Source organism: Peribacillus sp. YIM B13477 (assembly GCF_042787955.1).
Taxonomy (GTDB): domain Bacteria; phylum Bacillota; class Bacilli; order Bacillales; family DSM-1321; genus Peribacillus; species Peribacillus frigoritolerans.
Genome location: NZ_JBHZPD010000003.1, coordinates 183075 through 207319, shown reverse-complemented (window position 1 = coordinate 207319; position 24245 = coordinate 183075). Strand labels below are relative to the sequence as shown.

23 protein-coding genes and 1 pseudogene are annotated in these 24245 nt (G+C 42.8%); 19 read left to right on the top strand and 5 right to left on the bottom strand.

Annotation, left to right across the window (positions count from 1 at the left end; translation table 11 throughout):
• Positions 1 to 436: 436 nt before the first annotated feature.
• Positions 437 to 625, top strand: coding sequence for a DUF4083 domain-containing protein (locus ACFX4H_RS12710; protein ID WP_377435457.1), 189 nt, complete (start codon positions 437 to 439; stop codon positions 623 to 625).
• Positions 626 to 1275: 650 nt separating this feature from the next.
• Positions 1276 to 1458 carry a YjcZ family sporulation protein gene (locus ACFX4H_RS12705; RefSeq protein WP_264639326.1) on the top strand — a complete coding sequence of 61 codons (183 nt, stop codon included), beginning with the start codon at positions 1276 to 1278 and terminating at the stop codon, positions 1456 to 1458.
• Between the two features lie 61 nt (positions 1459 to 1519).
• Here the strand turns inward: ACFX4H_RS12705 and mleCBF are convergent, their stop codons facing one another.
• Both mleCBF and ACFX4H_RS12695 read right to left on the bottom strand, forming a co-directional pair.
• Positions 1520 to 2362 (bottom strand): CBF family alpha/beta fold macrolide esterase, encoded by an 843-nt coding sequence (mleCBF, locus tag ACFX4H_RS12700; RefSeq protein ID WP_249597246.1) that lies wholly within the window; start codon positions 2360 to 2362, stop codon positions 1520 to 1522.
• 289 nt (positions 2363 to 2651) lie between these two features.
• Positions 2652 to 3428, bottom strand: a complete 777-nt coding sequence (locus ACFX4H_RS12695; protein WP_034309729.1) for a 3-hydroxybutyrate dehydrogenase — start codon at positions 3426 to 3428, stop codon at positions 2652 to 2654.
• Positions 3429 to 3675: 247 nt separating this feature from the next.
• Here ACFX4H_RS12695 and ACFX4H_RS12690 point away from each other — a divergent pair, with 247 nt between their 5' ends.
• From ACFX4H_RS12690 to ACFX4H_RS12665, 6 genes are all read left to right on the top strand, one after another.
• Complete coding sequence (locus tag ACFX4H_RS12690) at positions 3676 to 4623, top strand: 3-hydroxyacyl-CoA dehydrogenase family protein (protein WP_377435456.1); 948 nt, start codon at positions 3676 to 3678, stop codon at positions 4621 to 4623.
• Positions 4620 to 5795, top strand: coding sequence for an acetyl-CoA C-acetyltransferase (locus ACFX4H_RS12685; protein ID WP_328136758.1), 1176 nt, complete (start codon positions 4620 to 4622; stop codon positions 5793 to 5795). The genes ACFX4H_RS12690 and ACFX4H_RS12685 overlap by 4 nt, the downstream gene beginning before the upstream one ends.
• A 64-nt stretch (positions 5796 to 5859) precedes the next feature.
• Positions 5860 to 7530, top strand: coding sequence for a sigma-54 interaction domain-containing protein (locus ACFX4H_RS12680; RefSeq protein ID WP_377435454.1), 1671 nt, complete (start codon positions 5860 to 5862; stop codon positions 7528 to 7530).
• Positions 7531 to 8137: 607 nt separating this feature from the next.
• Positions 8138 to 9523 (top strand): GntP family permease, encoded by a 1386-nt coding sequence (locus ACFX4H_RS12675; protein ID WP_034309720.1) that lies wholly within the window; start codon positions 8138 to 8140, stop codon positions 9521 to 9523.
• Positions 9524 to 9555: 32 nt separating this feature from the next.
• Complete coding sequence (locus ACFX4H_RS12670; RefSeq protein ID WP_034309718.1) at positions 9556 to 10251, top strand: CoA transferase subunit A; 696 nt, start codon at positions 9556 to 9558, stop codon at positions 10249 to 10251.
• A gap of 16 nt (positions 10252 to 10267) precedes the next feature.
• Positions 10268 to 10915, top strand: coding sequence for a 3-oxoacid CoA-transferase subunit B (locus ACFX4H_RS12665; RefSeq protein ID WP_377435452.1), 648 nt, complete (start codon positions 10268 to 10270; stop codon positions 10913 to 10915).
• A gap of 490 nt (positions 10916 to 11405) precedes the next feature.
• Here ACFX4H_RS12665 and ACFX4H_RS12660 read toward each other — a convergent pair.
• Positions 11406 to 11726 (bottom strand): annotated as a pseudogene (locus tag ACFX4H_RS12660) (hypothetical protein).
• Positions 11727 to 12291: 565 nt separating this feature from the next.
• Here ACFX4H_RS12660 and ACFX4H_RS12655 point away from each other — a divergent pair.
• Positions 12292 to 12453: a hypothetical protein gene (locus ACFX4H_RS12655; RefSeq protein WP_377435451.1), complete on the top strand. Its 162-nt coding sequence runs from the start codon at positions 12292 to 12294 to the stop codon at positions 12451 to 12453.
• Positions 12454 to 12733: 280 nt separating this feature from the next.
• On the top strand, positions 12734 to 13636 hold the full coding sequence (locus tag ACFX4H_RS12650; protein ID WP_377435449.1) for a M15 family metallopeptidase: 903 nt from the start codon (positions 12734 to 12736) through the stop codon (positions 13634 to 13636).
• A gap of 80 nt (positions 13637 to 13716) precedes the next feature.
• On the opposite strand, the gene ACFX4H_RS12645 is transcribed toward ACFX4H_RS12650, so the two are convergent.
• Entirely contained in the window at positions 13717 to 14565 is an 849-nt protein-coding gene (locus ACFX4H_RS12645; protein ID WP_377435448.1) for an HAD-IIB family hydrolase, read from the bottom strand.
• 138 nt (positions 14566 to 14703) lie between these two features.
• Here ACFX4H_RS12645 and ACFX4H_RS12640 point away from each other — a divergent pair, with 138 nt between their 5' ends.
• Entirely contained in the window at positions 14704 to 15693 is a 990-nt protein-coding gene (locus tag ACFX4H_RS12640; RefSeq protein WP_063590269.1) for a LacI family DNA-binding transcriptional regulator, read from the top strand.
• Between the two features lie 222 nt (positions 15694 to 15915).
• Here ACFX4H_RS12640 and ACFX4H_RS12635 read toward each other — a convergent pair whose 3' ends face one another.
• Complete coding sequence (locus tag ACFX4H_RS12635) at positions 15916 to 16401, bottom strand: GNAT family N-acetyltransferase (RefSeq protein WP_249597254.1); 486 nt, start codon at positions 16399 to 16401, stop codon at positions 15916 to 15918.
• Between the two features lie 185 nt (positions 16402 to 16586).
• Between ACFX4H_RS12635 and ACFX4H_RS12630 the strand changes: the two genes are divergently transcribed.
• The 8 genes from ACFX4H_RS12630 to ACFX4H_RS12595 all read left to right on the top strand — a co-directional run bounded on the left by ACFX4H_RS12630 (position 16587) and on the right by ACFX4H_RS12595 (position 24226).
• The gene (locus tag ACFX4H_RS12630; protein WP_244889646.1) at positions 16587 to 18068 is read left to right on the top strand and encodes a sigma-54 interaction domain-containing protein; all 1482 of its coding nucleotides are present in this window, start codon (positions 16587 to 16589) and stop codon (positions 18066 to 18068) included.
• Positions 18069 to 18562: 494 nt separating this feature from the next.
• Positions 18563 to 19993, top strand: a complete 1431-nt coding sequence (kamA, locus tag ACFX4H_RS12625; protein ID WP_052137407.1) for a lysine 2,3-aminomutase — start codon at positions 18563 to 18565, stop codon at positions 19991 to 19993.
• 2 nt (positions 19994 to 19995) lie between these two features.
• A complete protein-coding gene (locus tag ACFX4H_RS12620) occupies positions 19996 to 20262 on the top strand; it encodes a YokU family protein (protein ID WP_034309704.1) in 267 nt (88 codons plus the stop codon).
• 62 nt (positions 20263 to 20324) lie between these two features.
• Positions 20325 to 21191: a putative beta-lysine N-acetyltransferase gene (gene ablB, locus ACFX4H_RS12615; protein WP_377435446.1), complete on the top strand. Its 867-nt coding sequence runs from the start codon at positions 20325 to 20327 to the stop codon at positions 21189 to 21191.
• Between the two features lie 12 nt (positions 21192 to 21203).
• On the top strand, positions 21204 to 21443 hold the full coding sequence (locus ACFX4H_RS12610; RefSeq protein ID WP_249597255.1) for a ferredoxin: 240 nt from the start codon (positions 21204 to 21206) through the stop codon (positions 21441 to 21443).
• Positions 21444 to 21502: 59 nt separating this feature from the next.
• Positions 21503 to 22870: an aspartate aminotransferase family protein gene (locus ACFX4H_RS12605; RefSeq protein WP_377435444.1), complete on the top strand. Its 1368-nt coding sequence runs from the start codon at positions 21503 to 21505 to the stop codon at positions 22868 to 22870.
• A gap of 10 nt (positions 22871 to 22880) precedes the next feature.
• Entirely contained in the window at positions 22881 to 23579 is a 699-nt protein-coding gene (locus tag ACFX4H_RS12600) for a CoA transferase subunit A (protein ID WP_377435442.1), read from the top strand.
• A complete protein-coding gene (locus tag ACFX4H_RS12595; protein WP_249597257.1) occupies positions 23564 to 24226 on the top strand; it encodes a 3-oxoacid CoA-transferase subunit B in 663 nt (220 codons plus the stop codon). Before ACFX4H_RS12600 ends, ACFX4H_RS12595 begins: the two co-directional genes overlap by 16 nt.
• The last annotated feature ends 19 nt before the right edge of the window (positions 24227 to 24245 follow it).

Below are 24245 nucleotides of genomic sequence, written 5' to 3'. Positions count from 1 at the left end.
AAAGTGAACAAAGTAGTCCTAGGCTCTTTTAAGGCGTTTGAAATTTCGTTTTTAAATTTATGAGGTTTATAGAGGGGGAATTATTACATATATTGTTATTTCTTTTGAATACTAAAGTGCCAGGGAAGGAAGACAGCCGAGGTATTATCGGACTGTGCACGTATGCAATAGTTATCCAAAAAAGGGGAAGCCATTTTGACGACGTTAATTATATCAATATATATAACTATTACACTTGTATCGCTCTTTACCTTCGCTTCGCCTTATTCGCCATTGGTGGGACTTGCAGTCGGTATCCCTATACATATCCTAATAGTACTTACACAAATATATAAAGAAATAAAAGTGATATCTAAAAAACTATAATAATAGTTTTTGTCGACTCTATGTCCTGACCAGTAGATATAAGGGATAGTTAATCCGAAAAAGGAAAGGAGTGGGTTCTTTGGATTTCAATATCGGTGATTTAGTATATCAACTTATTATGTTTATTTTGTTGCTTGGTATGATCTTTGCGGTTTACTTTTTTGTTCGTTCTCTTCTTGCAAGGTCAAACAAACCCAATAACATAGAACAAAAACTTGATAGAATAATTGAGCTGCTTGAAAAGGATAAAAGAGAGTAATTTCTTTTTATCCTTTTTTTCATTTTTTTGTTTTCTGGTTAGGTCAATAAGAAGCCGAATATAACTTAGTGATTTCATTTAGTGCAAAAAAGATTATGGAGCATATAACCGGAAAGATAAAGAAACATCGGTTCTTCAAAAAACGAGACTAGAAATAAACCAATTGTAAAGGTCACTGATGAGTAGAAGGCCACTTTAATTTTTCTGAATTTGTCTTTAAACAGAAGCTTCCTAATGACAGGAAATGCGAACGCAATCGTTATAAAAGCGAGTAACGTTTTAATTATTATTGGAGTAGTTGAAACAAGTATGATTGTCAACAGAACAGCCATGGAAAAAACAAGAATATAAGAATTTCCTTTTATCATAAATACCTTGGACCTTTTTACCTTCATTGTACAATAAGCTTGAATTAGTGGGAATTGGATGTCGCAAACAATCATTAATTTCAATGAGTAAATAAGGTGTCAGGCGGAGCTGTATGAAATCTCCAAACGGTAAAAATAGGCGCTGATAAACTGTTGATTTTAGGTCGTGCGGGTGGTTGAAAAAAGTTTTTGGTGATTTTTGTGTCATTATCCTATTTAGAACATAAGTTGAATTAACCCATTTAATTTTTTCCTCCTAAAACAAATAAGGAGATGTTTCTATTGTCAAATTGCGGTCATGATTCAAATTGCGGTTGCGGTAACGATGTTGGTGGATTTGGTGGCGGTTTCGCTTTTATAGTCGTATTGTTTATCCTCTTAATCATCGTTGGAGCTGCTTGTTTCGGCGGAGATAGAGGTAACGATTGCTGTTATCCCGTTCAAGGATATGGCGGTTTCTGCTAACAAATGTATAAAGAAAAGCCGACCTTTATTGGTCGGCTTCCTTTATGCAAACTTATTTTAATTATCGCGAAGTAAGCTTTATGACTGATTCGATAATCATATCCCAGTCGTCACTATGAATTTCATGCCCTGATCCATCAAGAGTCACTAATTCAGCTTGAGGGATGGCTTTCGCAAGAGCAAGTCCGTGCTCGTATGGCAAGGCTGGGTCTTCTGTGCCGTGGATGATGAGGACAGGTACGGAAATCTCACCCATTCGATCGAAATATTCATCTCCTCCAGCAAGCATGGCATGATTGAATCTGCTCGGTAGCTGCTTGGCACGGTCTGCTTCTCTTTTTGCCAGTTTATGCATTCTTTCCTGCTCATAGGGTTTGGAACCGGCTAAAGTTTTCCATCCATCCGCAAGATAAGCGATGACCGTCTCCCGATTTGACCAATCAATGGAAGCACTTTTTGCATGATGATCCAATATGCTCTGATCCATTGGAGGCAGTTTTTCCATTACAGTCCCGAACACGCTTGATGCAATTAGCGTAAGCGTATTTACACGTTCCGGATATCTTAAGGCAAGAATCTGTCCGATCATACCGCCAAGGGACATCCCAACGATAGAAGCACGTTCTATGGAATAAGCGTCCAGGACACCCGCGGCATCGTCAGCCAAATCCGTTATTGTATAGTTGGAGGTACCGGGTTCATAAACGGTAGACCGTCCCAGATCCCGATGGTCGTAGCGAATCACAAATCTCCCCGAATCGGCAAGGCGGAGACAGAAATCATCATCCCACCAATCTAATGAAGACATCGCTCCCATGATCAAAAGCACGGCAGGGTCCTTAGGGTTTCCAAAACTTTCAGTACATATATCGACTTTATTAATTTTCAGTATCTGTTCACTCATGTTTTTTACCTCCGTATTAAATATTATCCAATAGCCGTTACGACGGCGCAGATCAATATATACTTTCCGGAGCATGATGATTGGCCTGCGCTTTTCATTATCGCAGTCTAACCCACTTAATAATCATGACGCGGCCTCCTTTTAATAGTTGTAAAATGGGAGGTATCCCTATATTACTTTAACATGGGGGATATCTTTTCGTCACCAAATTTTCCCACATTCCCATACAGAAAACCCCGAATACATAGCACTTTTTGGTGCCATTTATTCGGGGTTTTTAACATGCATTTTATTGAGCGGTATATCCGCCATCTAATACGACTGCCTGGCCTGTGATGCCCCGAGCTTTGTCGCTTGCAAGGAAAATGGCGTAGTCGGCAATTTCACTTACATCGAGTAAGCGGTTTTGTGGGACAAGTGGATAGATGACCTCTTCCAAAACGCTTTCTAACGGTACCTGTCTTGTTTTTGCCAGGTCCTCCAATTGACCGCGGACGAGAGGCGTGTCTACGTATCCTGGGCAAAGGGCATTGACGGTTATGCCAAAAGAGGCGCTTTCCAGGGCAGCGACTTTCGTCAAGCCGATTACACCGTGTTTGGCACTATTGTAAGCGGCTTTGTTGGCGAATCCAATCAGGCCGTTAATGGAAGAGATGTTGATGATTCTGCCGAAGCCTTGTTCTTTCATGATTGGCAAAACGTTCTTAATTGAAATGAATGGCGCGGTCAGCATGATTTTGATCATCAGTTCGAATTTTTCAGTTGGAAACTCTTCAATTGGTGCAACATGCTGAAGGCCGGCGTTATTGATGAAAATATCGATTCGCCCATATTTGTCTTTAGCTTGTTTGATTAGTTGGATAATATCCTCTTCACTTGTTACGTCAGCTTTTAAGCCGATAACCTCCAAGCCGTTGTTCCTTAGGTCCAGAGCAGCTTTTTCAACTGTGTTTTGATCAAGGTCGGACAAAACGACCTTTGCTCCATTTTCAGCAAATATCTTTCCGATCTCAAAGCCGATTCCTCTAGCAGATCCGGTAATTATCGCCACTTTATCTTTAACCATATTACATTCCTCCAATAAAAAATGTAATGGTCCAAGTCTGTCATTTTATGTCGTGAACAGGGAAGTATTCCGTAGAGTAAATATATAAAGGGAAGGGTAGAAAAATATGGTTTAGGTTAATGAGTAAGAGTCTATCATGATTTTCAAGATAAAAAAAGAATTTTATTTCCCCTTATCATTGGCATGGATATTGCATATATAAAAAGGTGAGTAAATAAAGGTAATTGAAACGGAAAGGGGAAGCTGGATGATTAAAAAAATAGCCATTATCGGTTCAGGTGTAATGGGTAGTGGGATCGCTCAGTCTTTTGCAGTTAGCGGGTATTATGTCACCATTAACGATATAAAGGAAGAGCTGCTAAACCATGCCCAAAATCGAATTTCTGAGAATCTATCGCTGCTCATGGAAGAAGGGGCATTGACTGATCGGGAAAAGCAAGGTGCTTTAGCGAATATTACATACAGCGTGGACTTGGAAGGGGCAATAAGGGATGCTGATTTTATCATTGAGGCAATTCCGGAAGTCATCGAGCTGAAATTAAATCTATATGAGCAACTGGAGGAAATAATCAAACCGGATGCAATTGTTGCTTCAAATACATCGACCTTTCCGATTTCCCAATTGATGGAGAAGGCCTCGTTTGCGGACCGAATGGTCATCACGCATTTCTTTAATCCTGGCCATTTGGTTCCATTGGTTGAAATTGTTCAGCATGACGAAACGAAGCCGGAAATCGTCAAGACAACCATGGATTTAATGCGTAAAATCGGCAAGTCTCCGATTCTCTTGAAAAAAGAAATAGCAGGATTCATTGCCAATCGTCTCCAGACTGCCTTGATGCGTGAAGCCTTTTATCTATTAAAAGAAGGCGTTGCCGATGCCGGGGATATCGATACGGCGATAACGGCTGGACCAGGTTTTCGCTGGGCATTTACCGGGCCGATCGAGATTGCCGATTTTGGCGGACTTGATACATGGCAGCGTGTTTTCGATAATGTTTCACCGGTATTGGACCAGAGTAAGGAAGCGCCTGATTTGATTCGTGATTTGGTGGCTGAGGGAAAGCTTGGGACGAAGTCGGGAGAAGGCATTTTTACGTATGAAGAATCTACCGTTTCCCAGAAAATCAATGAGAGGGACCGTAATTTTATTAAACTGGGAAAATTAAAAATGGAGAAGGAGGAAGTATTATGAGAGAAGTAGTGATTGTAGGGGCAGCAAGAACACCGGTTGGTGCGTTTGGAGGCAGTCTTGCCAATGTTTCGGCGGTTGACTTGGGAGTTGTGGCAGCTAAGGAAGCGATTAAGCGGGCAAATATTTCGGCTGACATGATCGATGAGGTATTGGTTGGGAATATTCTATCTGCTGGATTAGGGCAAAATGTGGCACGTCAGGTTGCGATTCATGCAGGGATTCCGGAAACAACGCCGGCCATGGCCATTAATAAACTTTGCGGATCTGGCCTCCGTACGGTCATAATGGGAGCGCAATTCATTGCCCTTGGTGATGCGGATGTGATTCTTGCCGGGGGGATTGAAAGCATGAGCAATGCTCCGTATTTACTTCCGAATTATCGTTTTGGACAGAAAATGGGCAATGCCGAAGCGGTCGATTCAATGACTTATGACGCCTTAACGGATGTTTTTAATCAATATCATATGGGCGTGACAGCGGAGAATATCGCCGAGCAGTGGGGGATCAGCCGTGAAAAGCAGGATGAATTTGCTTTAGATAGCCAAATGAAGGCTGAAAAGGCACAGCTTGAAGGACGATTTGCAGAGGAAATCGCACCTGTTGAATATAAACGCAGAGGAAAGACGATCTTGGTGGAACAAGATGAACATCCGCGTCATGGACTGACGATAGACCAGCTAACGAAGCTGCGTCCTGCATTTAAGGAAGATGGAACGGTTACGGCAGGTAATGCCTCCGGAATCAATGATGGGGGTGCGATGTTAGTCCTGATGTCTAAAGAAAAAGCGGACGAGCTGGGACTGGAAGCATTAGCGACAATCAAGTCATATGCAAACGCCGCGCTTGATCCGAAAATCATGGGATATGGTCCAGTTCCTGCGACAAGGAAAGCTTTGGCAAAAGCGGGATTGACAATAGATGATATTGAATTGATGGAAGTGAATGAAGCCTTTGCGGCACAGTCACTCGCCGTGCTTAAGGACCTTGAGCTGAAGCCGGAGAAAGTGAATGTGAATGGCGGGGCGATTGCCCTGGGTCATCCGGTAGGCGCTTCCGGTGCCCGCATCTTAGTGACTTTATTGTATGAAATGAAGCGCCGGGATGCAAAAACCGGCCTTGCCACCTTATGTATCGGCGGCGGACAGGGAACTGCGCTGATTGTGGAACGGTAATGACTTGGCCTCATTTTCCTATGATATAATGGAGGAAACTTCAGACGGGTTAAGGAGAAGAGGAATGGCCAGCGATAATGAAACTATTCAATTGGAATTAGTGAAAGCGATATTGGAAGAATTGCCTTTTGGTGTTTTGGTAACGAAAAACGAAAAAGAAATCGTTCTATGCAATCGCGTATTATCCGAGGCTTTTGCCGAGAATCAATTTGATCGGCAAAAACATTTGATTTTAGAAAAAAACCTTGTACCAGCTGTAAATACTCCGATCCGTTTGAATGAGAATAATGGGATTGTCAGAAAAGCCATCATTCAAATGGGGGATGAGGAGTATCAGATTTACCTCCTGTTATTTACAAATAATAAAAGCGATTTTCTTAATATCGATAATCATGAAGAAATTCTGTTTAAGGATATTATCGAGTTTGCCTATGACGGCTTGGTGATGGTCGATACGGAAGGGTATGTCCAAATGCTGAGCCATGCTTATGCGGATTTTCTTGGGGTCGATCAGGAAAGCTCCATAGGGAAACATGTAACGGAGGTCATTGAAAACACCCGTATGCATGTGGTCGCCAAAACTGGCAAGCAAGAGGTCGCTGAATTACAAAAAATTAAGGATAATTATATAATTGCGACCCGTTCCCCGATAAGGAAACAAGGTAAGTTAATAGGAGCAGTCGGGAAGATTCTTTTTAAGAATGTCGGGCAATTCACCGCGCTTTCCAAGCGGATAAATTCACTTGAAGTAGAGCTGAAAAAGTACAAAGGCGATTTTCGCGAGAGAAATAAGGCCTCATATACGTTTGATCATTTGATGGGAAGAAGCCCCGCTTTCATGGAAGTGAAAGGTCAGGCCAAAATTGCCGCTAAAAGCGACTCTAATGTATTGATTTTGGGTGAAAGCGGAACAGGTAAGGAGCTGTTTGCCCATTCCATCCATAATGACAGCAGACGGGCCATGGGTGTGTTTGTCAAAGTGAACTGTGCCGCCATCCCGGCGGAACTGCTGGAGTCAGAGCTATTTGGCTATGAAGAGGGTTCTTTCACTGGTGCAAAAAAAGGCGGAAAAGCGGGTAAGTTCGAAGCAGCTGAAGGCGGTACGATTTTTCTGGATGAAATCGGTGAGCTGCCACTGCATATGCAGGTGAAGCTGCTCCGTGTTTTACAAGAGAAAGAGATTGAGAGGGTCGGTTCGACGGGAAGTATTCCGATTGATGTACGGGTAATCGCTGCAACGAACCGTAATCTGGAGGAAATGGTCTCGAAAGGAGAGTTCCGGCTTGATATGTATTACCGATTGAAGGTCCTGCAAATCCATGTCCCTTCCTTAAGGGAGCGACCGGAGGACATTGAAATACTGGTAAAGCATCTTGTTGAAAAGTACCAGAATCTCATGAAGAAACGCGTAAAAGGGATGAGCGATCAAGCATTGCGCCTGCTTCGTCTTTATAAATGGCCGGGGAATATTCGCGAGTTGGAGAATATCATTGAACGCGCAATGAATATAGTTGAAGAAGGGGAAATGATACGTTCCAAGCATCTCCCTAAAGAAATAACGGGTCATAAAGAAGCCGTCTCGATCCGCACCTTGGCTGAAGTAATGGATGAAACCGAACGGGCGGCGATCGTTTCCTGTTTGGAAATGACTTCCGGCAATAAATCAGAAACGGCAAAGAGACTCGGAGTGAGCCGAACAACACTGTATGAAAAAATGAATAAATATGGTTTATGATTGAAGAAAGGACCCTTTTGCCAAAGGGTTCAGACTGCAGGCAAATTCGAAGGAAATCGAGTTTGCCTGCAGTTTTTTTATTTTTAAAACGTGTAAGATGCTTTCAGAAGTCCGCCCCCTTTCCGCCGAATGTAAGCGAATGCCTGAATCCCCCTCCCCAAGCTTTTACTAGCAAATATTTGCGTGTGTTAGGAAATCCGTACATAAAACGAAAGGGAATTTAAAAGTTGTAAGAAAAGTCTTACACTTTTTTGGAGTTTATCTTTGTGTGTACTGAAACCTTTACAGTTTTAAGTGATTTTAGGGAAGGAATTGTTTGAAAAAGCTTTAAAAGATGAGATTTTTCCTTGTGTTTAAGTTGGCACAATAATTGCATAATTACTTTAGTGAATGGCCCATCTGTCATTTTATATTGTGTTTCCACGTAAAATGAAAAGGGATTATTGAAAGCGTTCTCAATATTTAGGGGAATCATTCAGCTTGACTTGGGGAAGGCAGGCTTGGATGGTAAAAGCGGAAAAATTAAAAATATGGAATTTAGGAGATTACTAGTTCTATTTAACGGCTTCCGAATTATTTGGGGCAAGGGAGAAAAGGGGGAATTGAATTGGTGATTCAAATTTTAGCCATTGTGGTGGCGCTGGGACTTTTAATCTTTTTAGCCTACCGGGGCTATCCGGTCATTATCATAGCGCCGATTGTTACTTTATTGGCGGTCATTTTATCCGGCGGACATTTGCTGCCAAGTTATACAGAGACATATATGACGTTTGCGGCTAACTATATAAAAGCGTTTTTCCCGATATTTTTATTAGGGGCCGTATTTGGAAAGGTCATGGAGATGAGCGGTGCAGCTGCATCCATTGCCAAGACCATCGTAAAATCACTAGGCTCGAAGCAGGCTATTCTTGCTGTAGTGCTGGCGTGCTCGGCGCTGACATACGGCGGGGTTTCATTGTTTGTAGTGGCATTCGCCGTTTATCCATTTGCAGCGGCAATTTTTAAAGAAGCAGACATTCCAAAAAGATTATTGCCGGGAACGATAGCATTGGGCGCCTTCACATATACGATGGATGCCCTTCCTGGAACACCTCAGATTCAAAATATCATTCCAACGAATTATTTCGGAACAGATACGTATGCAGCTCCAATCATGGGGATTATTGGCGCGATCATGGTATTCACTGGAGGAATGATCTGGTTAGAACGTCGCCGTAAACAAGCGGTGGCAAATGGTGAAGGCTACGGGGAAGGACATATCAATGAACCGGAAAGTGCAGAACAGCAAAACCTGCCTAACTTTTGGCTGTCCATCGTACCGCTCATCCTTGTCGTAGCGTTTAATTTTGCTTTCAGCCGCAGTGCCATTTCGGTTAAGCATTGGTATGATGCTTCGATGTTGAAGGAAACTTTCAACATTGCCGATGTAAGCACAGTCACTTCATCCTGGTCTTTGATTGTTGCTTTGGCAATCGGCATCATTGCAGCGATGCTTTTGAATGTTGGACGCATCAAGGTCAAATTGGCTAGTGGATTAACAGCTGCGGCAATGGGATCATTGCTTGCCATATTCAATACTGCATCTGAAGTTGGCTTTGGGAATGTGGTGAAAACACTTCCTGGATTCTCGGTCATTCAAAACTGGGTGTTCAATGCAAGCGGTAATCCGCTCGTATCCGAAGCTATTGCCGTCAATGTGCTGGCAGGGATTACCGGATCCGCATCAGGTGGACTTTCGATTGCGCTAGAAGTGATGGGAAGTCACTATTTGCAGGTGGCCCAAAGTGTCGGAATTACCCCGGAAATGCTTCATCGAATAGCATCCATGGCATCTGGCGGAATGGATACGCTGCCGCATAATGGTGCCGTCATTACCTTGCTTGCCATTACTGGACTGACACATCGTCAATCTTACAAGGATATTTTTGCGATTACGATTTTGAAAACAGTGACCGTGTTCATCATAGCTTTTGCAACATCACTGTTTATTTAATAGAATAGTATTAAGAATGGAGATGATGGAAAATGAGTAAATTATTAACATCTTTTGATAGCGCTATTCAACAAATCGAGGATGGAGCGACCATTATCGTAGGCGGGTTCGGATTAAGCGGAATACCAGAGAAACTAATCATTGCTTTGCGTAACAAAGGTGTAAAGGATTTGACGATTGTCAGCAACAATTGCGGTGTCGATGACTGGGGTCTGGGTCTATTGCTTGAAAATAAACAAATCAAAAAAATGATCGCTTCTTATGTTGGGGAAAATAAATTATTTGAACAGCAATTTTTAAGTGGCGAGCTGGAGGTCGAACTAGTTCCCCAAGGAACGCTGGCCGAGCGTTTAAGAGCGGGCGGAGCGGGAATTCCTGCCTTTTATACAGCTACAGGAGTAGGGACGGAAGTCGCAAAAGGTAAAGAACATAAAGAGTTTGATGGCCGCACATACATTATGGAAAAAGGAATAGTAGGAGATTTTGCCTTTGTAAAAGCTTGGAAAGCAGATCATTTCGGTAATCTTGTATATCGGAAAACGGCAAGGAATTTTAACCCTGTCGTTGCCACCGCAGGGAAAGTCACGCTTGTCGAAGTGGAGGAGCTTGTGGGCACAGGGGAGCTCGATCCAGATGAAATTCATACTTCAGGGGTTTATGTACAAAAGGTGCTTGTAGGAAATGACTATGAAAAACGAATTGAAAGACTTACAACTGCTAACGCATAAAAAGGAGGAGTATCGAATGACTAGACAACTAATTTTAGAACGGGCCGTTAAAGAAATCAAAGATGGGATGTGTGTGAATTTAGGGATCGGAATGCCGACCTTGATTGCCAACATAATTCCAAATGACTTTAATGTCATGCTTCAATCGGAAAATGGCTTACTCGGAATCGGGCCTTATCCCCAAAAGGATGAAGTTGATCCGGATTTGATCAATGCAGGAAAGGAAACGGTAACGGCAAAAGCGGGAGCATCATTTTTTGATAGCGCTGAATCATTCGCAATGATTCGCGGCGGCCACATCGATCTAGCCATTTTAGGCGGGATGGAAGTTTCCGAGAATGGGGACTTGGCAAACTGGATGATTCCAGGGAAGATGGTAAAAGGGATGGGAGGAGCGATGGACCTCGTCCAAGGCGCAAAACGAATTGTCGTTATCATGGACCATGTGAACAAGCACGGGGAATCCAAAGTGAAAAAAAGCTGTACATTGCCATTGACGGGGGAAAAAGTCGTCCATTGCCTGATTACCGAACTGGCCGTTTTTCAATTTACAGACGCTGGCATGGAATTGATTGAATTGCAAAATGGCGTAACACTTGATGAAGTGAAAAGTAAAACAGAGGCTGACTTTACAATAAGCCCCTCTATTGAAATCAAAGCGTAAGGTTGAGAGATTAATAAAATAATACATGATTAGACGGCTTTCATTCGCAAACGGGCGAACGGAAGCCGTCTAATTTTTTGGGGGAAATTCCATTTCTATTAATGAAGGAACGAACGACAGGCCTTTTCCCCTCAGTTATCAATACTTGGCAGGCAGTCGGCGGAAAGGGAGCGGATTTCTGAAGGAGGGAATGTGTATGGATTTCCACTCCAGGCACTCGCTTTCCGCGGGCGGTCCGGGAGCCTCCTCGACGCTTCGCGCCTGTGGGGTCTCCCTTGGCCACGCTTTCCCGCAGGAGTCTCGTACCTTCCGTTCCAATCAACTGGACTTCTTTTTTAGGAAATATTGTAGGAAAACTGGCACTTCTCTCCATTCGTCTACAGTCTGGCGGTTCCATCAATTTTTCGGTAAAAGGAGTATCGGATTGCTCACCCCGAACCAAGATTTAAAAAGTAAACTTGATTTTTTATCTTTCATATTTTTTACTTGTTTATAAACTTATTTCATTATTAGGTTCATATTTGTTGCTTCCAGGAAGTTTCTTCAACTTATTCCAGGCTTCATTTGATTCTGCACGACTTTTACCTTGATTTTTAGGATCAGCAAAGAAGTCACTAGTGAATTGATTGTATTTAAATTGAGGTGCAATCTTTTTCTTGAATGTGGGGTCTTTTTTCGTTCTTCTTCCTCATACTAAGCATCTACAACATTACGATACGTTTTCCCTGCAAAACGTTTGCAGTTCCTCTTTCAACCAATAGAAATCTTTGAAACTTTCAATGCTAATATCTTTTGATAGATTAGGTCTCAAACAAAACACTTCCTTAAATTACAGTATATACCATTGCGGAACGAATGTTCTTGCTATTCAAAACAACAATTTACGAAAACAGCCTTTAGAAAAAAACACAGTCGGCTCATCTTGAAACATGTTGAAGACTAGATTATTCTTCATGTTTTTATACTGTAACCCTTAAAGGATGGAAGAAATATGCGACACTCCTGCCGAGTAACTGGCTAGCCGAGACCCCGGAGACGCTTGCGTCGAGGAGGCTTGGCAGACCAGTCGGCGGAAAGGGAGCGGATTTCTGAAATCAGCTGAAATGAGATTTAAGAAAAACAGTAGGCTGGACACACCTGAACCAAGTTTAAGACGAGGTGATCCTTGAGGTTTTTTACATTAATCTTAATGGATGGAAGAAATATGCGACACTCCTGCCGAAAAACTGGCTAGTCGAGACCCCGGAGAGCTTGCGTCGAGGAGGCTTGGCAGACAGTCGGCGGAAAGGGAGCGGATTTCTGGAATCGACTGAAATGAGATTTAAGAAAAACAGTAGGCTGTACACACCTGAACCAAGTTTAAGACGAGGTGATCCTTGAGGTTTTTTACAGTAACCCTTAAAGGATGGAAGAAATATGCGACACTCCTGCCGAGTAACTGGCTAGCCGAGACCCCGGAGACGCTTGCGTCGAGGAGGCTTGGCAGACAGTCGGCGGAAAGGGAGCGGATTTCTGAAATCAGCTGTAACGTTTATTAAGAAAAAACTGTAGGCAACTCTGAACTGCCCCGTAAATGTTAGACACCAAACTAACATTTACAGGGTGTTTTTTAAGGTTAATTTTTCTGCCGAAAAACTGGTTAGCCGAGGCCCCGCAGCCGTTTACCGTCGAGGAGGCTTGGCAGGCAGTCGGCAGAAAAGGAGCGGATAAATAACATATCACTTCTATTCTCTATTAAATGAGAACAAACTTTACCAACTCTGCTACTTTTCCGTTAAAAAGGCTTATATAAACTTTGATGGGAACTTAAAAGGAGGGATGACAGTGAAAGTAGCATTACGGACATTATTGGAGCGATCAGTGAAAAAGATGGGCAAAGGGATGAATCCTGTTGTGAAGGCATCAGCCTTGGAAATGGTGGAACGTGCTTATAATGAAGGAATCACTGTACAGATAAGTGCAGGTTACCGCTCTTTGGAAGAACAAGCCAACCTTTTTGGTCAAGGACGAGTTTACAGCTACAAAGGAAAAAACTATAGTAATCTAGCTAAACCGATTGTGACGAACGCTAAGCCTGGGCAATCCTATCATAATTATGGACTGGCTATTGATTTCTTCATTGTGAGTGATGATGGCAAGAAAGCGATATGGACAGTGAACTCAAAATGGCAGCGTGTGGCTGCCATAGGTAAAGAATTAGGATTTATCTGGGGAGGGGATTGGAGTTCATTCAAGGATTATCCTCATTTGGAGATGACGGGCGGGTTATCTCATACACAGTTACAAGCAGGAAAAAAACCTCATATTACTTCTCCAAAGACCAGCAAAGGAGATGGGCATATAATTTCCATACAAAAAACGATAAATGGCCGATATAAAACGTCTATTGCCGTAGATGGCGTTTATGGTCCCAAAACCCGATCGGCCCTTTTAAAAGGTTTACAAACGGAATTGAATAAGCAATTCAATAAAAAGCTTGTTGTCGATGGAAAATGGGGGCCTAAAACGAAGAATGCCACCGTCACAATAAAAAAAGGCGCTAGCTGCAATATCACATGGATCCTGCAAGCAGCGTTATATATGGAAGGGTTTGACCCCGGTCCCCTTGATGCAATATTCGGGGAAAATACCGAGGCGGCATTATTCAAATACCAGAAAGCAAGCAAGATTTCCGCTGATAAGCTTGCAGGCAAAGTAACATGGAATGAATTGTTTGCTTGATGGAAAATCCATGCCGTTAGCAGAAAGTAAAGCTGTGCAAGAGCGATCAACTACCTTTTCCTCATTACTTATATTTCCACTTAAATAGTAATGATGGATTGCAAAGTTCTTAATATTCCTTTGGAGTACGTACCTGTCGCTATTTTAGTATGAGCTTCCTTTGCTTCTTGAGTTGCATTCCCAACAAGGTAACCATGTTTAACACTTTTTAACATGAGCAGATCATTGCCGCTATCCCCGAAAGCAAAGGCATGCTCCCGACTCAGCCCGAATTTGTCCAGCATAAAACGGACAATCTCATTTTTTCCAGTGCCTAATGGAATGAAGTCTATATCATAACTATCTTCAGGATCGCCGGCAAGGGGATTGCAACGATTGATATTTACCCCTATCCCATACTCTTTGGCCACCATCTTTATGGTAGCTAAATTCTTCTTGTCGACGGATTCCTGTTGTATTTGATAATAATAATTTCTTTTGTAGCGTGAACTTCCCATTTGAGTTTGAGGAATCAATGGTATATTGCCGTTAAGTAGAATATTATAAATTTCATCGACTTTCCCGTTATTAAATTCTTCGATATTAATCTGCGAATGCCAATCTGGATCACTTTCCAAAAAGTTATTTTCCGATAAATAGGTGATTTCGGTACCTAAGTCGCTGGCAATAAAATGCGGGAAAAACCTGAATCCACCTTGCTCCATTTTATGTAATATTGATTCGATACTACTCCCGGTTACCCAGCCAAAGACAAGTTCTTGATCCATGCTTTTTGCTTCTAAGTAATTTTCAAGCTCATATACATCTTCCTGTCTCTCGTGACTCATGTAATGAGGATAATAGGTCTCATCGAAATCACAGAATACAATGTATTTTGGGTTCTCGACATTTGGCAATAACTGAAAACCGCCCTTTTTATTCAAAAACATAACAATCCCTCCATTCGCTAAAAATATAACTTTTTAAAAATACAACTCAGATAAATTTTGTTAATATATTAGGAACGGTTTAATCATAACTTCTGAAATCGATAACATGTCAACCACATATTGCAAGGATGGGATTAAATGACGAGAATTAGCGAGATAGCCAAGATATGTAATGTCTCTAAAACAACGGTATCCAGAGTCTTAAATAATCATCCATATGTATCGAAAGAAAAGAGGGAACAAATCTTAAAGGTCATGGAAGAGCTTGATTATGCACCAAGTTCACTAGCCCGGAATTTTAGGACAAATAAAACCCAAACCATTGCAATATCAGTCCCAAGTTTCGATCATCCATTCTTTGCCCAATTGGTTAAAGGAGTATCTCTAGCAGCCTTGGAAAATGATTATAAAGTTCTCATTTTTCAAACCTTTTATGATGCGAAAAATGAATTGGATGTTATGGGGAAATTAAAGAATAGAGAAGTAGATGGGGTTATTTTAGGAGCATTAGAAAATGAATGGAATGCAATCAAGCCTTATTTGAAATACGGCCCGATTTTACTGTGTAATGAATACCATCATTCCGCTTCTATACCGATTATTGGATATGACGAATTCGAAGCGACTTACAAAGCGGTTAATCATTTAATAGAAAAAGGCCATAGGAAAATAGGTTTTTGTTACGATACTTCTTATAGTCAGGCTCAGGGTCAAAGAAAAGAAGGATTTATAAAAGCGTTAGCGGATAATAATTTACTGCATAATGACGATTGGATATTTGGACATGGATTTAGTATTGAAGATGGATTCCGTATTTGTGATGAAATAGTAAAATTAAAAGAAAAACCTACTGCCTTATTTACTGGAAATGACCAGGTAGCAGCAGGAATTATTAAAAAGGCAACTGCGTTGGGCTACAAAATACCGGAATGCCTAGCCATAGTTGGTTATGATAATCAATCTATTTGCCAAGTAACAACCCCTACCATAACCACAATCGATATACCGATTATGGAACTAGGACAACGCACTGTAATAGAATTGATAAAATATTTAAATGAAGATTTGAAATTAAAGCGCGACATTATTAAATTGCCTACAGAACTTAAAATCAGAGAATCAACCTGACCTTCATAAAGATATAAAGGCTTCTTATTCAGTTCATTATCCTTTCAGACAAATACTCAAGAAATTCTAAGGGAGGGAATAATTCATCCTACCCCGGGAATAATCTGACCAACCCCCAGAATAATTCGACTTTCCCGGGAAATAATTCACCTAAACCCAACATAATTCGACTTACCACGGTATGATCCTTCCTATACACAAATCCGCTATCCATTAAAGTATTCATTCAAGTTCCAGACACCAATCATTGCATTTCATAAAGCTCCCTGGCGGGTATTCGAATTCACATTCGGAGATGAGATTGAAGCCGAGCTTGCGGCAAATTGCGTTAGATGCAGGATTAGTGACCGAAGGGAATGCGTGAATGTATTTGTAATTTCGTTCGGCTTTGATTTTCTCCATCAGTGCCTTCACGGCATGAGATGCGATTCCTTTTCCTTGAAAGGGAGGGAGGACGCTCCAACCGATTTCGTACACAAATTCATCGTTCCACACTTTTTGCCAGTAGCCAACGGAACCGGCTGCTTTTGCCTCTGGAAACGGGGTGATGCTAAACATGCATCCCTTATCACCAATCTGTAGATACCGCTGATGACGCTTCAGGATTTGTTCATTACTTTCTGGTCCGCCAAGATGTTCCATCATTTCTGGGGCATTTAGTTGAAATAGTAATTGAAGGTCATTATCTTCCCACGGTTTAATTTCCAATCTAGTTTCCGAAATCCGACTCACCCCTAAATTTATATTTTCTCTTATAATTTTCTTGGCTTAATGCGAGATTCCTTTATTTGACCTTATTATTCTATTGCCTTTGTGCTGAATTTTGATTTAAATAAGAATAAAGAGATGAATGTTTCCCATTAAATGCTATAATTTACAGGTGATTCTATCAAATGGCAGAGAACGGAGATGAAGAAATGAAATCTTCAGTAAATCAGTTTTCCACTCAATTTGAATGGATATTGAATGTGATCAATGTGGGTGTCCATATTGTGAATAAAGATGGGGATACGGTTTTTTACAATGAAATGATGGCGCATATCGACGGGCTGGATCGGGAGCAGGTGCTGGGGGAGAATATTTTTCAGCTTTATCCTTCATTGACTGATGAATCCAGTACGCTGCATGTGGCCTTGGAAAAAGGCAATGAAACGATTGAGTCCATTCAAACATATGTCAATTTAAAGGAGAAAAAAATAACGTCGATCAATAGTACGTATCCTTTGTATGAGGATGGTGAAATTATTGGGGCAGTGGAAATCGCAAAGGATATTACGAAGGTCATGAATATGTATGACCAAATTGTCGATTTGCGTTCCCAGCTGGCCGAGACGCATAGGAAAAATAAGTTTTCTGAAGGGACGGCGACCTATCATTTTAGTGATTTGATCGGCAATAGTCCTGCTTTTAAGCAAGCGATTTCCTTGGCGAAAAAAGCGGCCCGTACACATTCCCCAGTCATGATTTATGGACCAACAGGGACAGGGAAGGAACTGGTCGCGCAAAGTATACATAATGTAAGTGCTCAGCGAAATCAGCCTTTCATCGCGCAAAACTGTGCGGCCGTTCCAAAGGAATTGATGGAGGGGCTGCTGTTCGGCACGACGAAAGGGGCTTTTACCGGAGCGATGGATCGCATGGGCATTTTTGAGCAGGCAAATGGCGGTACTCTTTTCCTTGATGAGCTGAATAGCCTCGACCTCGGTCTGCAGGCAAAATTGCTGCGGGTGCTTCAGGAAGGTGAAGTGCGCCGTGTTGGAGGTTCGAAGGAGCAAAAGATTAATGTGAAGATCATTGCTGCGATGAACATTTCTCCGGAAGAGGCGTTGGAGCGGGGAATCATTCGTTCGGATTTGTTTTTTCGCCTCAATGTCGTAACGATCCAGATGCCTTCTCTTTCCGAGCGTAAAACGGATATTCCGGAAATCGTCAATCACTTTATTCAAAAATTCAACAAATCATTTTTTACGGAAGTGCGCGGGATCAGTCAAAAGGCGATGCAGCGGCTTCTTCAATATCCATGGCCCGGGAACATTCGTGAATTGGGGCATGCCATCGAGTTAACCTTTAACGTCATGGACGCTGGGGAAGATATGATTGATGAACATCATCTTCCTGCTTATCTTTTCCCATCAGGAAATTATGCTGCAGCAAATGCGCAGAGCCAGCCTTCCCCATTGAAAAGCAGGATTGATTTACCTGTCGTTCTTGAAGAAATGGAAAGGGAAATGATCATCAATATGTTCGAGAAATATAACGGGAATATCAGCAAAACGGCAGAAGCCCTCAATATTAAAAGGCAGGGACTGCAATATAAGTTAAACAAGTACGGCATTGAAAAAGTTTATACGGCAGGGTCGAAGGAAACCAAGTGAATTCAGTTTTTTGGAAACGCTGTCACTTTCTTGATCATGATGTAATGTAAAGAGACTTTCAGAATGTAGACAAGCTCGATGAAAATCGAATTTGTCTACATTTTTTTGCTTGTACAAATTTGGACGTTGATTGAAACGTGGGGCACTCGCTTTCCGCGGGCGGTCCGCCCCCGGCTGGGCTCTCCCTTGGACTCGATATTCCCGCAGGATTCCTGTACACCCGCTCCAATCAACTATGTTTAAAAATTTGGATAGAACTCCTTTTGTCTACAAACTGGAGGGCTCTTGTGTAAAGAGAGCCTTCTTTTTTATTGCTTGGCGCAAAGAATCTGGCTGCAAAAAATTATGCATAATGAAAAATATCTTGCGATTTTAAGCTCGTTTTACCCCCATTTGCTTATGATTTCCTTGTTATCAATGTTGGCATCATTCTTGCGAGAGTATATAGATAAGTTCTTATAATAAAGGGGGCATTATTAATGAATTTGATGGGAATGGATGTAAAACATAAAGAATACCTAGGTGGACGCAGGCATTATAATGATATCGAATTATGGAAGGATGTAACGGAAGAGCAGTGGAATGATTGGATCTGGCAATTGACCAATACGATTAAATCACTGGATGATCTGAAAAAGGTCGTCAACCTGACACCGGAAGAAGAGGAAGGAGTCCGGATTTCGACTCAAACGATTCCGTTGAACATTACGCCTTATTATGCTTCTTTGATGAATCCCGATGACCCTCGCTGTCCGATTCGTTTACAGTCTGTACCGCTTTCGGCAGAAATGAACAAGACTAGATATGATTTGGAGGATCCGCTGCATGAGGATGAGGATTCCCCTGTTCCAGGATTGACGCATCGTTATCCGGATCGCGTTCTATTCCTTGTAACGAACCAATGCTCCATGTACTGCAGATATTGTACACGACGCCGTTTTTCAGGTCAGGTTGGCATGGGTGTTCCCAAGAAACAGCTTGACGGGGCGATTGAATATATCCGGAACACTCCGGAAGTGAGGGACGTCCTGATCTCCGGCGGTGACGGCCTGTTGATCAATGATAAGATCCTTGAATACGTATTGAGTAACCTACGCGCCATCCCGCATGTGGAAATCATCCGGATCGGCACACGTGCACCGGTCGTTTTCCCGCAGAGGATTACGGAAAATTTATGTAATATTCTGAAAAAGTACCATCCGGTTTGGTTGAATACGCATTTCAATCATTCACTTGAACTGACGGATGAAGCGAAAAAAGCATGTGATATGCTCTCGATGGCAGGGGTGCCGCTTGGTAATCAGGCAGTCATCCTCGCTGGTATCAACGATAGTGTCCATATCATGAAAAAGCTTATGCATGACTGTGTTAAAGCAAGGGTAAGACCTTATTACATTTATCAATGTGATCTATCTGAAGGGATTGGCCATTTCCGGGCGCCGGTTTCAAAAGGACTGGAAATCATTGAAGCGCTGCGCGGCCATACATCAGGATATGCAGTGCCAACCTTTGTGGTGGATGCTCCTGGCGGCGGCGGAAAGATTGCCTTGACCCCGAATTACCTTCTTTCGCAAAGTCCGGATAAAGTCGTTTTACGGAACTTTGAAGGAGTAATCACTAGCTATCCGGAGCCGAAGAACTATGTTGCCGGCAGTGCGGATGCTTACTTTGATGAAGTGTATGGTACTGCGGATAGGAAAGAAGCCGTCGGGATTTCCGCGCTCATGACGGATGAGAAATTCAACTTGGTGCCAGAGGGCCTTCGTCGTCTTGACAAGAGAAAAGCGTATGAAAGCACTGATGAACATGCTTCCTTGAAGGATCGCCGTGATAAACGGGATGAAATGAAGGAAAAATTAAGGTTGGCCCAAGAAAAAAAGTTGGCCGCTAGCGGCTCGGTGAAATCTGATGGCAAGGAGGAATGAAGATGGACTGCTTATGGTGCAATACCCCAAACGTAGAAGAAAGTGAAAAGAAGGATTGTTACTGGATCATGCCTGACGGGAAACGCTCAATAAAAGTCCTTCAAGTTCCGGCCATAAACTGTCCTGAATGCGGAATCTATGTGTCTGATTCAATGAATCAAAAGGTGGATGAAGCCTTATCCATATATGATGTGAGTGAATATCCTGATGAGTTTACGTATGAACAGCTTCTTCAGGCACCTGTCAAAAGATTATTCAATTGGAAATAGAATGCCGGGAGAAGCGGATGTTAGGCATCTCTTCTCCCGAATTCTTTAAATAAGGGGGATACATGATGCCTGTTCAAAAGCTGCCTTTTTTCACCCAAATGGAGACTGGGGATTGTTATACGATGGAAATCTATCATGATCATGCCAATCAGCGCTTACGCATGGATGATTATCGGGGAAATATCAAAAAAGCGATCGATCGGGCCCTTGCCATCGCAAAGGAGCAGGGCTTTACTAAAGTGATACTTAAAGCCAGGAATGAAGATTTATCCGCTGCATTGAGTCAGGGATTCATGCTGGAAGGAATATTGAGCAAGTATTTCAAAGGGAATGATGCCTATTGCATGGCCTTCTATTTAACGGATGAAAGGCGAACAAGCGACTTTTGGGTCAAGGAAGATAGAGTCATCCAAGATGTCAGTCAGATTCCTAGACTGATTGAATCTCAGCAAATACCTAAGGATTATATCCTCCGGTCTGCTACGGTTGAAGATGCAAAAGAGCTGGCGAAGCTATATGGTGCCATCTTTGAAACCTATCCTACACCGATGAATGATGAGCGATATATCAAGAAAGTGATGGAGGAAGGTACGATCTTTAGTGTTATCGAATATGAAGGAACCATCGTAAGTGCTGCATCCGCGGAAGTGAATGAGATGTATCACAATGCTGAATTAACGGACTGTGCAACAATTCCCCAGCATCGAAAGCATGGTTTCATGAAGGTGCTCATCTCCGCATTGGAACAAGAATTGTTCAGGAAAAACATTTATTGCTCATATTCATTGGCCCGTTCATTGTCAATGGGCATGAACGCCGTCTTTCATCAGCTGGGTTATGAATATGGCGGCAGATTAACGAAGAATTGCAATATTTGGGATAAGTATGAGGACATGAATATTTGGGGTAAAGATTTATCCCTCAAGTAGGAGGATTTTTCTATGGCTAAATACACATGGGTTGATAAAGAAACCTGCATTGCGTGCGGGGCGTGCGGTTCAACAGGTCCTGAGATTTATGACTATGACGATCAAGGGATCGCTTTCGTCATCCTGGACGATAATCAAGGGATTGCCGAGGTTCCTGAAACCTTGCATGATGACATGCAAGATGCTATGGAAGGCTGCCCTACAGAATCCATCCTGATTCAGGATGAGCCTTTTAGGATCGGTTCCTTTTAAGAACTTAATTGATTAATAGATATTGCACAGTGGGTACGAACGTTAAAAGGAGAGATGACATGACACGCAATTATTTGATTAAGCCTACTTTAGATCATGACTATCCCACTATCTCTCATGGGAATGGAATTTATCTTTATGATATAGATGGAAATCAGTATATAGATGGATCATCAGGAGCGGTCACGGCAAGTATTGGCCATGGCGTATTGGATGTTGTCGAGGCAATGACGGAGCAGGCCCGCAAAGTTTCTTTTGCATATAGGTCTCATTTTACGAGTGAAGCCGCAGAGGCATTGGCCAAAAAGCTAAGTGAGTTGGCTCCAGGGGATTTGAATTGGTCATTTTTCGTGAATAGTGGATCGGAAGCGACCGAAACGGCGATGAAGATCGCGATTCAACATTGGCAAGAAAAAGGGTTTGAGAGAAAAAACCGCATCGTCTCCAGGTGGACGAGTTATCACGGGATCACGATGGGCGCTTTATCGATGTCCGGCCATGTACCAAGAAGAAAGCGTTTTGTGCCGCTATTGGAGGATTTCCCTAGCATTTCGGCTCCATACTGTTATCGCTGTCCTTATAATAATGAAACTTCCGGATGCAAGCTTCAGTGTGCAAATGAACTGGAGACAGCCATTCAAAGGGTCGGATCCGAGAATATCGCCGCCTTCATCGCAGAACCCATAATCGGAGCATCCGCTGGTGCTGTAACACCGCCGGATGGCTACTATCAAAGGATTAAGGAAATCTGCGAAAACTATGACATTCTTTTTATTGCCGATGAGGTAATGACGGGAATCGGACGGACAGGAAAAATGTTCGCGATGGAACACTGGGGAGTCACTCCGGATATCATCGCATTGGGTAAAGGAATGAGCGCAGGCTATACTCCAATGGCAGCCACAATGGTTACTGACCGTGTCATGGAGCCCATTTTAAAAGGCTCGAAATCAATCATGGCTGGACACACATATAGTGCAAACCCTCTATCTGCTGCCGTTTCATTGGAAGTGCTTTCCTACATTGAGGGAAATGACCTGGTTCAGGCAGCGGAAAAGAAAGGTCAATATCTGTTTAAGAAGCTGCAAGGCTTGGCTGAGAAATTCGACATCATTGGTGATGTAAGAGGGAAAGGGCTGCTCCTTGGGCTTGAGTTTGTCTCCGATCGGATTTCAAAAACTCCATTCGACTTGCAAATCGGCCTGACTACAAGGCTTGTCAATAAGGCTTTTGCGAAGGGGTTGTTAATCTATCCTGCTGCAGGTGCGATTGAAGGAATCGCTGGCGATGCGGTTATTTTATCTCCGCCATTAATCATTACGAATGAAGAAATCGATCGCCTAGTCAAGATACTGGAAGCTTCCCTCAATGAGTTGCAGCAAGAATTGCACGCGGAAGGTTTAATTGAAGACATGCAGGCTATTTAGGAGGAACGGTATGAAGCAGGTCATTACGAAGAAAAACAAAATTGTGACCATGGAAGAAGCGCTGGAGCATATTTCCGATGGATGCACACTCATGTATGGCGGATTTGGCGGAGTGGGGACTCCTCCGACGCTTGTACAGGGTATCCTTGACAAGGGCGTTAAGGAATTGACCTTGATTGGCAATGATACTGGATTCCCTGATATCGGCATTGGCCGGCTTGTGACCGCTGAAATGGCAAAGAAAGTGATCGCCTCGCATATCGGATCCAATCCTAATGCCGGCAAGCTCATGACTGAAGGAAAGCTGCAAGTCGAATTTTCACCGCAGGGTACATTAGCTGAACGGATTCGTGCCGGCGGTGTAGGCTTAGGCGGGATTTTTGTCGATGTCGGGATTGGTACGATAGCCGAAGAAGGCAAGGACAAGATTGTAATAGAAGGAAAAGAATATTTGGTGGAAACCGCTTTGACGGCTGAGGTCAGCATCGTCCATGCCAAAAAGGCCGATTCACTTGGGAATTTAGTGTACGACAAGACAGCATGTAATTTCAATCCGCTGGTAGCGATGGCAGGGGCCTTCACGATTGCGGAAGTGGAGGAAATCGTTCCTGCAGGCGAATTGGATCCGGAATGTATTGCCACACCAGGCATTTATGTAGATATGGTGATTCCGACAAAAGGGGTGAATTGGAAATGGGCATGGCAGTAGATGTACGAAATCGCATCGCGAAACGCGCCGCCAAGGAAATCCATGACGGATTGATCGTCAATTTAGGCATCGGCATCCCTACCTTGGTGGCAGAACATATTCCTCAAAATATCCATGTGCTGTTCCATGCGGAAAATGGAGTTCTCGGTACGGGTCCAAGTCCTGATCCCGGAAAAGAAGATCCTGCCCTCTGTAATGCGGGAGGTTTCCCGATCACCACTGTATTGGGAGCTTCTTACTTTGACAGTGCAACGGCATTTGGAATGATCAGGAAAGGATACATCGACATCACCATCCTTGGGGCCCTGGAAGTCAGTGAAAAAGGGGATTTGGCGAATTGGATCGTCCCAGGAAAGCGGGTGCCGGGTATGGGCGGGGCAATGGAACTTGCCCAGAAAGCCAAAAAGGTGATCGTCCTGATGAATCACGTGAATAAGCAGGGTGAATCTAAGATCTTGAAGACATGTACGCTTCCATTGACGGCAAGAAAGAGTGTGGATTTAATCATTACGGATATGGCTGTCATGGAAGTAACAGAAGAGGGATTGGTGCTTAAGGAAGTCATGGCGCCATATACCGTGGATGATGTGATAAGGAATACAGAGGCGACATTGAAAATCCATGCTGCCGTGAACACCATTGAATAGGTAAGAGGAGGAAAAAAGC

What these genes read in the sequence shown, in the direction of transcription:
- ACFX4H_RS12685 (WP_328136758.1), top strand. Translation starts at nt 4,620, where the DNA reads ATGAGAGAAGTAGTGATTGTAGGGGCAGCAAGAACACCGGTTGGTGCG.
- ACFX4H_RS12650 (WP_377435449.1), top strand. Translation starts at nt 12,734, where the DNA reads ATGACAGTGAAAGTAGCATTACGGACATTATTGGAGCGATCAGTGAAA.
- ACFX4H_RS12665 (WP_377435452.1), top strand. Translation starts at nt 10,268, where the DNA reads ATGACTAGACAACTAATTTTAGAACGGGCCGTTAAAGAAATCAAAGAT.
- ACFX4H_RS12605 (WP_377435444.1), top strand. Translation starts at nt 21,503, where the DNA reads ATGACACGCAATTATTTGATTAAGCCTACTTTAGATCATGACTATCCC.
- ablB (WP_377435446.1), top strand. Translation starts at nt 20,325, where the DNA reads ATGATGCCTGTTCAAAAGCTGCCTTTTTTCACCCAAATGGAGACTGGG.
- ACFX4H_RS12690 (WP_377435456.1), top strand. Translation starts at nt 3,676, where the DNA reads ATGATTAAAAAAATAGCCATTATCGGTTCAGGTGTAATGGGTAGTGGG.
- ACFX4H_RS12620 (WP_034309704.1), top strand. Translation starts at nt 19,996, where the DNA reads ATGGACTGCTTATGGTGCAATACCCCAAACGTAGAAGAAAGTGAAAAG.
- ACFX4H_RS12630 (WP_244889646.1), top strand. Translation starts at nt 16,587, where the DNA reads ATGGCAGAGAACGGAGATGAAGAAATGAAATCTTCAGTAAATCAGTTT.
- ACFX4H_RS12610 (WP_249597255.1), top strand. Translation starts at nt 21,204, where the DNA reads ATGGCTAAATACACATGGGTTGATAAAGAAACCTGCATTGCGTGCGGG.
- ACFX4H_RS12595 (WP_249597257.1), top strand. Translation starts at nt 23,564, where the DNA reads ATGGGCATGGCAGTAGATGTACGAAATCGCATCGCGAAACGCGCCGCC.
- ACFX4H_RS12600 (WP_377435442.1), top strand. Translation starts at nt 22,881, where the DNA reads ATGAAGCAGGTCATTACGAAGAAAAACAAAATTGTGACCATGGAAGAA.
- ACFX4H_RS12695 (WP_034309729.1), bottom strand. Translation starts at nt 3,428, where the DNA reads ATGGTTAAAGATAAAGTGGCGATAATTACCGGATCTGCTAGAGGAATC.
- ACFX4H_RS12645 (WP_377435448.1), bottom strand. Translation starts at nt 14,565, where the DNA reads ATGTTTTTGAATAAAAAGGGCGGTTTTCAGTTATTGCCAAATGTCGAG.
- ACFX4H_RS12640 (WP_063590269.1), top strand. Translation starts at nt 14,704, where the DNA reads ATGACGAGAATTAGCGAGATAGCCAAGATATGTAATGTCTCTAAAACA.
- kamA (WP_052137407.1), top strand. Translation starts at nt 18,563, where the DNA reads ATGGATGTAAAACATAAAGAATACCTAGGTGGACGCAGGCATTATAAT.
- ACFX4H_RS12670 (WP_034309718.1), top strand. Translation starts at nt 9,556, where the DNA reads ATGAGTAAATTATTAACATCTTTTGATAGCGCTATTCAACAAATCGAG.
- ACFX4H_RS12680 (WP_377435454.1), top strand. Translation starts at nt 5,860, where the DNA reads ATGGCCAGCGATAATGAAACTATTCAATTGGAATTAGTGAAAGCGATA.
- mleCBF (WP_249597246.1), bottom strand. Translation starts at nt 2,362, where the DNA reads ATGAGTGAACAGATACTGAAAATTAATAAAGTCGATATATGTACTGAA.